This window comes from Winogradskyella sp. 3972H.M.0a.05 (assembly GCF_040493455.1).
Classification (GTDB): domain Bacteria; phylum Bacteroidota; class Bacteroidia; order Flavobacteriales; family Flavobacteriaceae; genus Microcosmobacter.
In genome coordinates, this window is sequence record NZ_JANFDA010000011.1 from 1 (window position 1) to 12965 (window position 12965).

Annotated in this window: 16 protein-coding genes, 1 tRNA gene and 1 pseudogene; 11 read left to right on the plus strand and 7 right to left on the minus strand. The window is 33.6% G+C overall.

Annotated elements, in window-relative coordinates; all coding sequences use genetic code 11:
- From NCE97_RS15425 to NCE97_RS15445, 5 genes and pseudogenes are all read left to right on the plus strand, one after another.
- Positions 1–926 (plus strand): annotated as a pseudogene (locus tag NCE97_RS15425) (hypothetical protein); the annotation flags it as partial.
- A 9-nt stretch (positions 927–935) separates the two neighbouring features.
- Positions 936–1208: a hypothetical protein gene (locus NCE97_RS15430; protein WP_353780187.1), complete on the plus strand. Its 273-nt coding sequence runs from the start codon at positions 936–938 to the stop codon at positions 1206–1208.
- Between the two features lie 173 nt (positions 1209–1381).
- Positions 1382–2431 carry an RHS repeat-associated core domain-containing protein gene (locus NCE97_RS15435; protein ID WP_353780188.1) on the plus strand — a complete coding sequence of 350 codons (1050 nt, stop codon included), beginning with the start codon at positions 1382–1384 and terminating at the stop codon, positions 2429–2431.
- Complete coding sequence (locus tag NCE97_RS15440; protein WP_353780189.1) at positions 2394–2906, plus strand: hypothetical protein; 513 nt, start codon at positions 2394–2396, stop codon at positions 2904–2906. Before NCE97_RS15435 ends, NCE97_RS15440 begins: the two co-directional genes overlap by 38 nt.
- A gap of 108 nt (positions 2907–3014) precedes the next feature.
- Positions 3015–4049: a tyrosine-type recombinase/integrase gene (locus NCE97_RS15445; protein WP_353780190.1), complete on the plus strand. Its 1035-nt coding sequence runs from the start codon at positions 3015–3017 to the stop codon at positions 4047–4049.
- A 2-nt stretch (positions 4050–4051) separates the two neighbouring features.
- Here the strand turns inward: NCE97_RS15445 and NCE97_RS15450 are convergent, their stop codons facing one another.
- From NCE97_RS15450 to NCE97_RS15465, 4 genes are read right to left on the minus strand one after another with little or no spacing between them, the layout of a single operon-like run.
- Entirely contained in the window at positions 4052–5185 is a 1134-nt protein-coding gene (locus NCE97_RS15450; RefSeq protein WP_353780191.1) for a type II secretion system F family protein, read from the minus strand.
- Complete coding sequence (locus NCE97_RS15455; protein ID WP_353780192.1) at positions 5175–5657, minus strand: PulJ/GspJ family protein; 483 nt, start codon at positions 5655–5657, stop codon at positions 5175–5177. The genes NCE97_RS15450 and NCE97_RS15455 overlap by 11 nt, the downstream gene beginning before the upstream one ends.
- Positions 5638–5994: a hypothetical protein gene (locus tag NCE97_RS15460; RefSeq protein WP_353780193.1), complete on the minus strand. Its 357-nt coding sequence runs from the start codon at positions 5992–5994 to the stop codon at positions 5638–5640. Before NCE97_RS15460 ends, NCE97_RS15455 begins: the two co-directional genes overlap by 20 nt.
- Positions 5972–7084 carry a bactofilin family protein gene (locus NCE97_RS15465; protein WP_353780194.1) on the minus strand — a complete coding sequence of 371 codons (1113 nt, stop codon included), beginning with the start codon at positions 7082–7084 and terminating at the stop codon, positions 5972–5974. The genes NCE97_RS15460 and NCE97_RS15465 overlap by 23 nt, the downstream gene beginning before the upstream one ends.
- A gap of 209 nt (positions 7085–7293) precedes the next feature.
- Here NCE97_RS15465 and NCE97_RS15470 point away from each other — a divergent pair, with 209 nt between their 5' ends.
- Entirely contained in the window at positions 7294–7926 is a 633-nt protein-coding gene (locus NCE97_RS15470) for a toxin-antitoxin system YwqK family antitoxin (protein ID WP_353780195.1), read from the plus strand.
- A 197-nt stretch (positions 7927–8123) separates the two neighbouring features.
- Here NCE97_RS15470 and NCE97_RS15475 read toward each other — a convergent pair.
- Positions 8124–8197 (minus strand) — tRNA-Arg (locus NCE97_RS15475).
- A gap of 102 nt (positions 8198–8299) precedes the next feature.
- On the opposite strand from NCE97_RS15475, the gene NCE97_RS15480 reads away from it, so the two are divergent.
- From NCE97_RS15480 to NCE97_RS15500, 5 genes are all read left to right on the plus strand, one after another.
- A complete protein-coding gene (locus NCE97_RS15480; protein WP_353780196.1) occupies positions 8300–8857 on the plus strand; it encodes a YeeE/YedE family protein in 558 nt (185 codons plus the stop codon).
- Between the two features lies 1 nt (position 8858).
- The gene (locus tag NCE97_RS15485) at positions 8859–9272 is read left to right on the plus strand and encodes a DUF6691 family protein (RefSeq protein WP_353780197.1); all 414 of its coding nucleotides are present in this window, start codon (positions 8859–8861) and stop codon (positions 9270–9272) included.
- Positions 9272–10075 carry a sulfite exporter TauE/SafE family protein gene (locus NCE97_RS15490; protein ID WP_353780198.1) on the plus strand — a complete coding sequence of 268 codons (804 nt, stop codon included), beginning with the start codon at positions 9272–9274 and terminating at the stop codon, positions 10073–10075. The genes NCE97_RS15485 and NCE97_RS15490 overlap by 1 nt, the downstream gene beginning before the upstream one ends.
- 65 nt (positions 10076–10140) lie before the next feature.
- On the plus strand, positions 10141–11544 hold the full coding sequence (locus NCE97_RS15495; protein ID WP_353780199.1) for an MBL fold metallo-hydrolase: 1404 nt from the start codon (positions 10141–10143) through the stop codon (positions 11542–11544).
- A gap of 2 nt (positions 11545–11546) precedes the next feature.
- Positions 11547–11816, plus strand: a complete 270-nt coding sequence (locus NCE97_RS15500; protein ID WP_353780200.1) for a heavy-metal-associated domain-containing protein — start codon at positions 11547–11549, stop codon at positions 11814–11816.
- Here NCE97_RS15500 and NCE97_RS15505 read toward each other — a convergent pair.
- Both NCE97_RS15505 and prmA read right to left on the minus strand, forming a co-directional pair.
- The gene (locus tag NCE97_RS15505) at positions 11813–12088 is read right to left on the minus strand and encodes an ATP-dependent Clp protease adaptor ClpS (RefSeq protein WP_353780201.1); all 276 of its coding nucleotides are present in this window, start codon (positions 12086–12088) and stop codon (positions 11813–11815) included. The two genes, NCE97_RS15500 and NCE97_RS15505, sit on opposite strands and share 4 nt — an antisense overlap.
- Positions 12089–12104: 16 nt before the next feature.
- Entirely contained in the window at positions 12105–12941 is an 837-nt protein-coding gene (gene prmA, locus NCE97_RS15510) for a 50S ribosomal protein L11 methyltransferase (protein ID WP_353780202.1), read from the minus strand.
- Positions 12942–12965: the final 24 nt, after the last annotated feature.

The window sequence follows — 12965 nt, forward strand, 5'->3', positions numbered from 1 at the left end:
ATAGTATAAACTATAGGTTTAGAATGCATGACCCTAGGATTGGAAGGTTCTTTGCTATAGATCCGTTAATGTACAAATATCCTCACTATACTCCTTATAGTTTTAGTGGAAATAAAGTTATAGCAGCAGTAGAAATTGAAGGTTTAGAAGAAGCCTGGTTGTTTGATCCTGAACAAAGATCATCTTTAATAAATACAGCTAAAGGAATTGAAACAGTTACTTTGAAGGATGTTCTGGTTGAAACTCATAACCGGGCAATAATTTTAATTGGGCATTATGAGAAACTTGCTGAGAGGCTCTATGGAAGCACTGAAAAGGGACCTCTTGGTCCTCATTATAAAGGAAAGATTTATTTTACCTCATTCTTTAAAAAAATAGGGCCATATACTGATGCAGAAGATGTTTCTGTCTTGGTAGATGGTAGAACCATAGATGGCGAAGAAGCAGATATATTAGATTATTCTTTAGCTGGAGTTGGAGCATTTGTACCTTTTATTTCTGGAGGAGTAATTAAAAAGCTGTTTAAGTCTTCTGTAGATGAATTAACGGAAATTTCAACAAAACTTGATGATGGAAATACACTCAATCTAAGTACTTTAGGGAATAGTTTTGATGGTACTATTAAGCTTTCTGATGATTCTGGAGTGATTTTTGACGCTAAATTTAATATCAGTTCAGATGGAAAAACATTAACTTTGGATAATATTGGGTTTTATAAGCATAAGGATGGAGATATTCTTGGAGCTGAGGCTAAAAATAGCTTAGGTAAACTACCCTTTGAAGTACTTGGAAAGATTAAAGCCCAAGCTAAATCAGAAGGGTTTGAAACATTAAGTCTTAAATATAAAAGGCAATTATATGATGATGCAGGTAATTTCATTGGTTTTGGAGAAGAACAGGTTAAAAATATTCCTTTAAATGATTAATATGCTAGTATGCAAGAAAGAGTATTAAAATATTTTCTCATAGCAAAAAAGATGAAGTTTGAGAATATTGCAGTGACTGATATTGTTGATTTTTTGTATGATGAAATGCAAAAAAATGAACAAGAATTATCTTACTCTATTACAATCAAAATTTTAGATAAATTAGGATATAAAAACTCGGAAATAATATATCTTATGAATAACTCAAAATGGAAAGACACAAAGAGAAGTGCTGATGATTTGTTTTTTGATGCTATAGATTTAGATGACGATTTAAGTTAAATTATTTTAGAAGCAATTCATATAATTCCAAAAATGATAAAAAGCTATCTGACTAGGTAGCTTTTTAAGCTTAGAAATGAATTTATAAATATATTTAAACAGCCTCAAAAGAGCCAAAAACGTTCATTGAAATCGCCAAAAAAAAGGTGTAAAATTATAAGTCTGCATTTAGGATGCTAATCCCCAAGCGTCACGGCGCCACTGATGGCTACGGTTACGGCTTCCAGGGACAAGAAAAAGACTATGAGATTAAGGGTGAAGGTAATAGTTATACAACTCATTTTAGATTTCACGATTCTAGAATTGGAAGATGGTTGAGTTTAGACCCTGTATTTAAAGCTGACCAAAGTCCTTATATTTCTATGTCTAATAATCCTATTACAAGGATTGACCCAAGAGGTGATGATGACTTTTTTGATGCAAAAGGGAATTACTTATTTTCAACAGCAACAGGTGATGAAGTAAGAATTATTAATAATGTAAATAAGATTGCTGATGCTTTTTATGCACTTAGAGATGTTGAAGATGCTAATGAAGAAAAGCTTACTAAAATGTTAAGGCGACAATCTGATAATCTTACTCAATATCACTTTAAAAGTAGTAAACCTATTTCTAATATTTTAAATCATTATGGTGAAAAAATACTACCAGAAGGTCAAAAAATTATTCCTTCTTCAAAATATGGAGGGGGAGTTATGAATGTACAACCGAAGAATGGACAATTCATACAGAAAGAGTTAGATGGTGGTGTCCGACTTGGCGCTAAACCCCAAATTTATGCAAGTTTGGTAACCAGATATATATCTACTCCGAACGAAGATGGATCTACAACAATTGAATCATATCTTAGTGTAGACCCTCTTCTTAATACTTCGGCTAATATATATACTTCAATTACTCATGAAGAGAATCATCGAGTTAATCATGTAAGAAAATACTCAGGAGGTTTATATAGATATTTAGGTACTGGAATGGGTAGTTTAAAAGGTGTTATCAATCACCTACAGGCTTATGATGCAGAAATAGAAAACCCTTATTTTTCTAAAACAACCGAAAACTATAGGAATACAACAGCAATGTGGATTTCTATATACATAAACTCAATAGATGGTAATGATGACATTAAAGAAAGGCTGCATAAAAAATATGAAGAGAAATTAGATAATTATGATAGAACTTATACAAATGAAAATTATTACTCGAGGCTTAAAGATAAAAATTAGTTTTCTTTTGGTTTTAATTATTATTTCATGCGAAAACAAAGCAAAAAAAGGATATTATATAGAAGAAGAAAACATTTATTATTTAGACTCTTTGAAAATATGGAACTATAAGTATGTTTCAGCTCCTTTTGCTGAGGCCGAAGTCTCCACAATTTTAAGATTTAAAAATAGTGTATCTAAAGAGCATAAAGTTGTTAATAGTTATGATAGTTTTCAGTTTATTTTAAATGATGACACTTTAAGGTTAGGAAAAAAAGTAGCTCCTGATTTTGTATATATAAAAAAAAATCAAACATTAATATTTGAGTTTAGAAGTCCTATATATAGGGATTTGGAAAATTATGACAAGTTAATTGAACTAATCAAAAAAGGAACTCTATATGCAAAAGATGAGAATGGGAACTTTATTCCAGTGATTAAATCAAAGGGCTTCTATATAGATGAAGGAGGGAAAAAAGGTGATTTAGAATGGTAATGATTTATTCTTGATTAAAATAACCATGAGAATAACATAGGAATTGTAATAAATATCATGAGAGAAATCTTAGCTTTACTGGTTACAACCAAAAATCAGTAAAGTCACATGAAAAAGCCAGTACCACTTCTACCCCTGTACTATACATTCATAAGAGAAAGCCAAACAGGGAAGCGATTAAAGAAAAACGGTGAGAAGATTGCAGCTGGCACCATAAAAAACTACAAGCACACCCTCAACAACCTTGAAGGTTTTGTATTGGTAACAGGCTTTGATCTTAGACTATGCGACTATGCCAAGCTCAATAAACGAGAGCGCCTTTCCGAAAAAAACTATTGGAAGAAATTCTATAAGAAGTTCACAGAATACCTCTACAAAAAAGGTTGCTATGACAACTATGTTGGTGCCAACATAAAACAACTGCGCACCTTCTTCAACTACCTAAAGTATGACAAAGACCTCAACACAGGTGACTATCACAGGCTGTTCTATGTAAGAAAAGAAGATGTAGATATTTTGGTGCTGTCTCCAGAGCAGTTAAAGTTCTTAATCCACGATGAAGACTTCAACAGTAAACTCTCCCCTGCTATGAAGCGAGTTAAAGATGTATTCGTATTTGGTTGTTCTACTGGCTTACGCTATTCAGACATCTTCAAGCTTACCAATAAGAACTTCGAAAAACAAAACGAAGAGTATTACTTAAGGTTAAAATCTCAGAAGACCAAAGCATACAGCTACATAAAACTGCCAAAGTATGCCGTAGATATCTATTTGCAATATAGGTCTAGAGCCTCTAAGGTTCCTTTATTCAAACCACTGAGCTTGTTCATATTCAACAGGAATTTAAAACATCTGGGAGAGCTGGCTGGTTTTACTGAACCAATTCGCATGAGTAGGGAACGATTGGGCAAGGCCAAACAGTTACAGAACAAACAGCTGCGATTTTGTGACAAGATGAGCTCTCATATGATGCGTCGTACTGCAATTACTACGTTATTGATCCTTGGTATGCCAGAACATTTGGTAAGGAAGATTAGTGGGCATAGCCACTCAAGTAGTTCCTTCAACAGATATGTACACTATGCACAAGCTTATATGGATAAAGAAATAGACAAGGTACACCAACAGTTGGAAACCTATTAGTGTTAATTCTCCAAAATCTTACTTAGATTAAATATTGGCGAGTACATTGCAATCATGATAAAGCCAACGATACCTCCTATAATAACAATCATCAATGGCTCCAATATGGTTCCAATAACCTTAGTGCTGTGCTCTATCTCATCATTGTACTGAGTAGCCAAATCGTTGTACATCTTATCTAGCTCATTAATCTGCTCTCCAATGGCTGTCATAGTAAGGATTTTTGGTGTAAAAAACGGATGCTTCTTAAGGCTTTCTGCTAAGGTATCCCCTTTAAGGATATCGAGTTTTGTTTGCTGTATGGCACTTTTAAGTGGGTAAAATGATATCATCTTTTCGGTAAGCTCTAAAGACGTTATCAAAGGTGTCTTAGTAGACAATAATAGTCCCATTGATTGGCAAAATCTAGCCAAATATATTTTTTTGATAAGCCCCCCAAAGAAAGGTGTTCTAAGTAAAACATTAGCTCTAATCCTTAGGTAGGCGTCATTGGTTTTTAATCTATTATGTACTACAAAGGCTAATGCTACTATACCTAGCAAAACCAATGTCGCAGTATTGAAATGATTAGACACCTTAATCACAAACTTGGTAATACCAGGCAAATCCTTACCAAATTGCTGGAATACCGTTGTAAACATAGGTATCACAAAGTTGAGCATAAAATACAATACACCAAACGTAATGAAAATGACAAAAATCGGATATGCCAACACAGAAACTACCTGGCGTTTCATTTTTATTTTGCGTTGATAAAATTGCTGTAATTGATCAAAAATTTCTGGAAGTCGTTTGGTCTCCTCTCCTATTTTAATACTATAATACTCATAAGGTGAAAACTGCTTGTATTGTTGCAAAGCTTCATATAAAGGCTTACCTTTTACAACATCATCATTAACTTGATTTAATATTGATTTTACAAATTTCGACTTTTGCTGGTCCGTCAATATTTGAAGTGCTTGGTTAAAGTCAATACCGGATTTTATCAGTGTTGAAAACTCCCTATAAAACTCCTCTTTCTGCTTGTCGGAGAATTTCTTGAAAGAGACATTAGAAAAACTGATTTCTTTCTTGGTCTTTACTTTAGCGTTAGAAGCCTTTTGCTTGGTAGCAACAGTATTAGCACTAATCTTCATACACAAACTTTTGATTGATCGTTTCTGCCAAATCGTTCTTCAAGAAATAGTTAATCTCTACATCTTCATTAAGCAGCTTTATCTTCATATCCAGTTTAGAAATATTTTGTTTTTCATTAAATATTTCAAATTTATGGCTTATAACATGCACTCTAAAGGTGTCAACAATACTTTGTTTAGCTCTTAGCACTTTATCATTCAAAAAAGAATAAGATATTTTTTCTTCACTATAATTAAATAACACAAGAGTACTTTCTTCCTTTTCATAATAGTTAGCATAGTAAATATCGCGCTGTAAAGTTGTATTTAGCAGATTGTATTGCAGTATCACATCATTATCATTCCTGTAAGTTATTAGCTGTTTTTCCATTATATTGAACAAAGTATACGTTAATCCAATAATAATGCCCATTACCACTAAGCTTATCAATACCTCTAAGATGGTAAATGCTTTAATTTTCACTCCTATCATAAGGCACTAATGTGTTTATTATATATATTTTTTCTCCTGAAGTAATCTTAAACTTCAATTCAACAATTTTGTCTTCTCTATTAATAAAAACTGATTTATCAATTGTGTAATTCGTATGCTTATATGTGTTATTCTCAAAGTCATTCGCTTTCATATCTTCTTGAATGATTTTTTGAATCTTATGCTTAGCTTCGTAATAAGGGATAGGATGAGAATTTTGCATCACTTGCACATATACCATAAATGCTATCATCACACAAACGGAAATAATAACTATGGCAATAATAGACTCTACCAATGAAGAAGCTTTAACTCTAAAATTCTTTAACAATCTCATATGTATTATTGTCTTCAGGTTGAGAAATAAATAGAGGAAGCCCAATAAAATTTTTGGGCAAACTATCTAAATTAATTTCCGCATTAGATAATATATTTTCATACTCAGCTGTTTTGGTTGATAAAAAAAAGCGGTCAGTTACTACAGAGCCATAGACAGTGCCTTCTAATTGCACTCTGCCAAAGCAATAGATATCTCCGATAACTTTTGCTTCTTCAGCAATAATTAAACTTCTTTTTAAAGAACCTTTATAAGTATTCCCATTAATTACGATACCTCCTAAAAGTTTAGAGTTTTTTTTCATGGTAACAGAAACTGAATCAATATCATTCTTCAAATAAATACTTGAAGGATATTTTAAAACAGACTCTTCTTCTATGACTACATTCTTATCAGCTATTATTTGCATGTTTCCTAGAAAGCCACTGGAAATAACAACTTTGGGAGCTATTAATAAAATATCCTCTATAATAGTATTGTTCCCGATAATGATTTCACTATTACTTTTAAAAATAATATTTCCTTTTAGGGTAATATCATTTAACATAACAGATCCAGTCACTTCTATAAGCTTTGTCTCGTTTTTGAAAGAATTAATTAATTCCTTATCCTCAATAACATCTGAGTAAGAATATGAAACACACTTATTGAAGTCTATATTTATATCTCTATTTAGTCTAGGAATCTCATCTACTGAAGGTAATTGAGTTCCTGTTACTAGTATTTTATTTTCTGTTTGATTATTGACATAAGCTTCCTCTACTCTACCTATTGGCACTTTAATATTACCATTTATAGTTACCCTTCCTGAGAGTTTTAATGGTTTATCATAATCTGTTACAAAAAGTGCATTTTTATTTATTAGGTTTTGCTTCTCACCAACAAGTGCTGTTTTAAATACTGTATCTTTCTTAAAAACTGTTTTGGATGTTAGTATATCATAAAAACCCCATGATTTTCTATTTAAAGTAGAAATAATTCCTTCTTCAAATGGGGCATATGCAATTTCGTCAGTTATATTATACTTCTCAAAATTTGAAGCAAAGTAATCTACTGCATTTCTATTTTTAAGAATAAGGGTTTCTTGCAATTCAATGCTTTGATTAAGAACAGAATAGTAATATGAAATTAATACTAGGCATCCGCATAATACTGAAATAATCAAACAAATAAAAATTGTATTTGTTAATGAAGATGCTTTTAAAAATTCACGCCTCAATTAAAGTAAATATTAAATAAATTATTCCCAGATATAATTATCTTTGGTTCATATCTGTTTATGTAATAAAAGTAATACTTATGGTAAAGCATTCAACATATTTCATTATTATTTTTTCTATTTTTTTTGGCTTCAATACACAGAAGAAAATAATATATCAAGATGGTTTTAAAATTGAATGCTCTGTATACCTAGAAGACGTTAATGCTGAGAAGAATTCTCGAGAATACTTTTGGTTTAAATCTGGTAAGATCAACAACTCTTACGGAAGCGTTGGCGGCCAAGTACTGCATGACACCTACAGCAAATATTACAGATCCAACCAATTAGCCGAACAAGGAGGGTTTGATATGGGTTTAAAGCATGGCACGTGGAAAAGTTGGTTTGAAAATGGTAGATTAAAAACTATCCTCAACTGGAAAGGTGGATTATTGCACGGTGATTATGCGTCATTTGACACTAATGGAAAACTAATAGAATCAGGTACTTTTAAAAATAATTTAAAAAGTAAGCTTTGGATAAATCACATTACAAAGGATAGTACTTATTATACCAAAGATTCGACTTACAATAAAAAGCCTGAAAACTTTTTCCAGCGTATCTTTAAAAAACGTGATTCTTTAGAAAAAGACAGCTTAAAGAAAGAACGTGCTTTGCGTAAAGCAAAACGAAAAGAAGAAAGAAATAAAAAGAAGAAGGAGAAAAAAAGCTAGATATGTTATATTAATTCTCGGTAAATAAAAAAGCAAGCTCTTTATTTTGAACTTGCTTTATTTCAACTTTTTGTTGATTTATTCGTGACCTCGACAGGATTATTCTATGATCCTCACAAAGCTCCGCTTTGAAAATAGCCCAAACAAAAAAACGCTCAAGCAAGCTTGGCGTTTTTTCTTATTGAACTATTTATTCGTGACCTCGACAGGATTCAAACCTGTAACCTTCTGAGCCGTAATCAGATGCGCTATTCAGTTGCGCCACGAGGCCGTTTAAAAGTGGGTGCAAATATAGGACATTTATCAAAAAACTACCAAACTATTTATTTCAAAATTGTAATTCCGTATTTTTGGTGGTCTTCAAACCCATCCTATGGAATATATTTTACAACCCTGGCCATGGTATGTCTGTGGTCCTTTAATCGCCTTAGTAATGTTTGTACTCATTTACTTTGGTAAGACATTTGGCATGTCGTCCAACCTCAGAACTATGTGTGCTATTGGAGGTGCAGGAAAAAATGTAAAGTTCTTTGATTTCGATTGGAAAGCACAGCGTTGGAATCTTACTGTGGTTCTCGGCGCCATTATCGGCGGGTTTATTGCGCACCATTATTTATCCAATCCAACTAACATAGATTTAAATCCGATCACTGTGGAACGATTACAAAATCTTGGATTCGAAAATGCTGGAAAATCATTACTCCCAGATGAGATTTATAGCTGGGACAGCGTATTGAGCATAAAAGGTATTTTAATACTTATCTTAGGTGGTTTTCTCGTTGGCTTTGGAACCCGTTACGCTGGTGGTTGCACTTCTGGTCATGCTATTACTGGTTTGAGTAGCTTACAGATGCCTTCTTTAATCGCTGTGATTGGGTTTTTCTTAGGTGGCTTGGCCATGATTTATCTATTATTCCCTTTAATTTTTTAGTATGAAGTATTTAAAATTTTTACTCGTCGGTGTATTTTTTGGGATTGTATTAGTAAAGTCTGAAGCCGTTTCATGGTATCGTATCTATGAGATGTTTCGTTTCGAGTCCTTTCACATGTATGGTATTATAGGAACTGCTGTAGGTACTGGAGTGATTTTATTGCTCATCGCTAAGCAATTCAAAATAAATAATATTCAAGGAAATGTAATGTCAGTCCCAAAGAAAGATAAAGGGCTAATACGATATCTTATTGGTGGCTCTTTATTTGGTTTAGGTTGGGCACTATCTGGAGCCTGTCCTGGTCCAATGTATATCCTAGTTGGTACTGGAGCTTTCTCTGTTATTATAGTTATTGCTTCTGCATTGCTTGGCACATATATTTATGGTGTTCTAAAAGATAAATTACCTCATTAATGGAAAGCACTGAATTGCTTGGTTATTTCGGAGCTTTAATCGTTGGCTTGGTACTTGGTCTTATTGGTGGTGGCGGCTCAATACTAACTGTACCTATTCTTGTATATTTTTTAGGATTGAATCCAGTAGTAGCTACTGCTTATTCATTATTTGTAGTTGGCACTACATCTCTTTTTGGCTCATTACAAAACCTTAGAAAGAGAATGGTCGATGTCAAAACTGCGGTAATTTTTGCGATTCCATCATTCATTGCTGTATATGCTACAAGACGATGGATTGTACCTGCTATACCTGAAGAATTATTCTCGGTGAGCAATTTTATGGTTACCAAGAATATATTCATTATGGTACTTTTTGCAATTATAATGCTCCTTGCCAGTCTATCTATGATATTCAGTAAATCGAATGTCAATGAAGACCCTAACCAATCTATAGATTATAATTATCCGCTAATTGCTATTGAAGGTGCCGTTGTAGGTGTACTAACTGGCTTAGTTGGTGCTGGTGGTGGTTTCCTTATTATTCCTGCATTGGTCTTACTTGCAAAGCTTCCTATGAAAAAAGCTGTAGGAACTTCACTCTTAATCGTTACCGTGAAATCACTTATTGGATTTCTCGGAGACATCCAATTATTAACCATCGATTGGAATTTTTTACTACTATTTACGTCTATTTCTATAGTTGGAATTTTACTTGGTGTATACCTTTCAAAATTTATTCCTGGTAAAAAACTAAAGAAGGGATTTGGATGGTTTACACTTATAATGGCTTTTTATATTCTATACAAAGAGCTGTTTAGCTAATATGACAAATATCATAATTGGAATACTAAGGTTTTGTACCTTTGTAATTACTAAAAAATAAGATCATGAAGATTGAACAATTATATACAGGATGTTTAGCACAAGGTGCTTATTATATTGAGTCTGAAGGTGAAGTTGCTATTATTGATCCACTCAGAGAAACCCAGCAATATATTGATAAAGCAAATGCTGAAAATGCTAAAATAAAGTATGTTTTTGAAACTCATTTTCATGCCGATTTTGTGTCTGGCCATGTGGATTTAGCTGCCAAATCTGGAGCAACAATAGTTTTTGGACCAGGAGCAACTACAGATTACAATATTCATTCTGCAACGGATAACGAGGAATTCAAGATCGGAAAGGTAACTATCAAAGTATTGCATACCCCTGGTCACACTTTAGAATCCTCGACCTATTTATTAATTGACGAAAATGGTAAGGATCATGCTATATTCTCTGGTGATACGCTGTTTCTTGGCGATGTTGGTCGTCCAGACCTTGCTATAAAATCAGATTTGACTAAAGAAGATTTAGCAGGTATGATGTATGACTCTTTAAGAACCAAAATAATGCCTTTAGCGGATGATGTAATTGTATATCCTGCTCATGGTGCTGGTTCAGCATGTGGAAAGAACCTGAGTAAAGACACCGTAGACACACTTGGTAATCAAAAGAAAACCAATTATGCCTTACGATCAGATATGACCAAAGAAGAGTTTGTAAAAGAAGTTTTGGATGGCATTGCACCTCCTCCTCAGTATTTTGCAAAGAATGCGATGATGAACAAAATGGGTTATGATGCTTTTGATGATATTCTAAAAAAAGGAAATAATCCATTAAGTGCTGAAGATTTTGAAGCCTTAGCAAATCATGAGTCTGCTTTGGTTCTAGACGTGAGACCTCAATCGGAATACATTAAAGGACATATTCCTAATTCTATTTTCATTGGTCTCAATGGTCAGTTTGCACCTTGGGTTGGTGCTTTAATTACAGATATAAAGCAACCCATTTTATTGGTAGTACCAGAAGGCAAATCCGAGGAAGCTGTAACTCGTCTCTCTCGCGTGGGCTATGATAATACACTTGGTTACCTAGAAGGTGGCTTGGATGCCTGGAAAGCTTCAGGAAGAGAGATAGACACTCTAAAATCTATTTCTGCTGAAGAGTTTGCAGCTTGTTGTAAAGCTGATGACATAGATATATTAGATGTTAGGAAAGACGGAGAATATAATGCCATGCATCTTGAAAATGCTCAGCACTTTGCTTTAGACTACATCAACCAACAAATGGATGAAGTTGATAGAAGCAAGACGTATTATATCCATTGTGCTGGTGGTTATCGTTCCGTAATTGCGGCTTCGATATTGAAAGCAAGAGGGTTTAACAATCTTATTGATGTTGCTGGCGGATTTGGAGCCATCAAAAAAACAGATTTAGCGACAACAGATTTTGTTTGTCCAAATTCTTAATTATGCAATCAACACTCAACATACAGAATCTTAAATGTGGTGGTTGTGCTAACACTATCATTACCCGATTGAATCAACTAGAAGGTATTGATGCTGTTACAGTCGATAACGATACAGATAGTGTGTCGTTTTCTTATCAAAATGAAAGCGATATAGAAAATGCTTCAGCTTTACTATCTAAACTAGGATATCCTATTGAAGGTGACGTAAATACTTTGGGTAAAAAGGCTAAGTCTTTTGTGAGTTGTGCCGTTGGAAGGTTAAATAATTAAACGATCTCCGCGCTCAAACCAGCATCTAGCAACATAGAACATCTTGGTTTAAGGTCTTCGTAAGCACCTGTTTTTACAGTACATTTTCCTTTGTAATGCACAATTATTGAACATTGCTCGGCTTGCTCTGGAGTATGGTCGCAAGCATAGATAAGGGTTTCGATGACATGATCGAAGGTATTCACGTCATCATTATAAAGTACAATCTCATTCTGTTTTAGAACATCCTCTAAAACCGATACTTCTTCTTGAACTTTTTCTTGAGTACTCATAACTATTATTCTAGTACTAATTTATAAATTTTAGGGCAACCCAATGGTTTTTTTCTAAAGTTTCAACGAGTTTTAGTCCACGATTATTACATTCTGCTTCAATCATTGGTATATCATCTTTGTAGAATCCACTCAAAAATAATAGCCCATCCGCTGTCAAACATGAAATGTATTTAGGCAAATCCTGAATTAAAATGTTTCTATTGATGTTGGCAATGATAATATCGTAGCTTCGATCATTCAATAGACTTGCATCGCCTTCAAAAACATTGATCTTACTACAATGATTCCGCTCAGCATTTTCAAGGCTGTTAATATAACACCAGTTGTCAATATCAATAGCATCCAATGTTTCCGCACCTCGCTTCTCGGCTAATATTGCTAAAACTCCTGTACCACAACCCATATCTAAAACCGATTTACCTTCAAAATCATTTTTCAGGATATGCTGAATCATCATATGAGTTGTTTCATGATGTCCTGTTCCAAAACTCATTTTTGGCTCTATGATAATATCGTATTTGGTATTGGGCGTTTCATGAAAAGGCGCACGAACAGTACACAAATCATCTACAACTATAGGCTGAAAGCTCTTCTCCCACTCTGCATTCCAATTGGTTTGTTCAATCTCTTCAAAAGAAAACGTAATCTTGAATTCTTCCGAATTCAAAATTTGAATATCTTCCAAAATATCTTGATGCCACTCGTCCTTTTGAATATATGCTGTAACGCCTTCTTGGGTTTCAACAAAACTTTCAAAACCAGCATAGCCTAGCTCAGCAGTCAATATTTCGGTAGCTGGCTGCAGTGGTTGTACGTTAAAATAATAAGCGATATAGATTGTGTTTTGCATCAATTGAATAATTCAGAAGCAAAG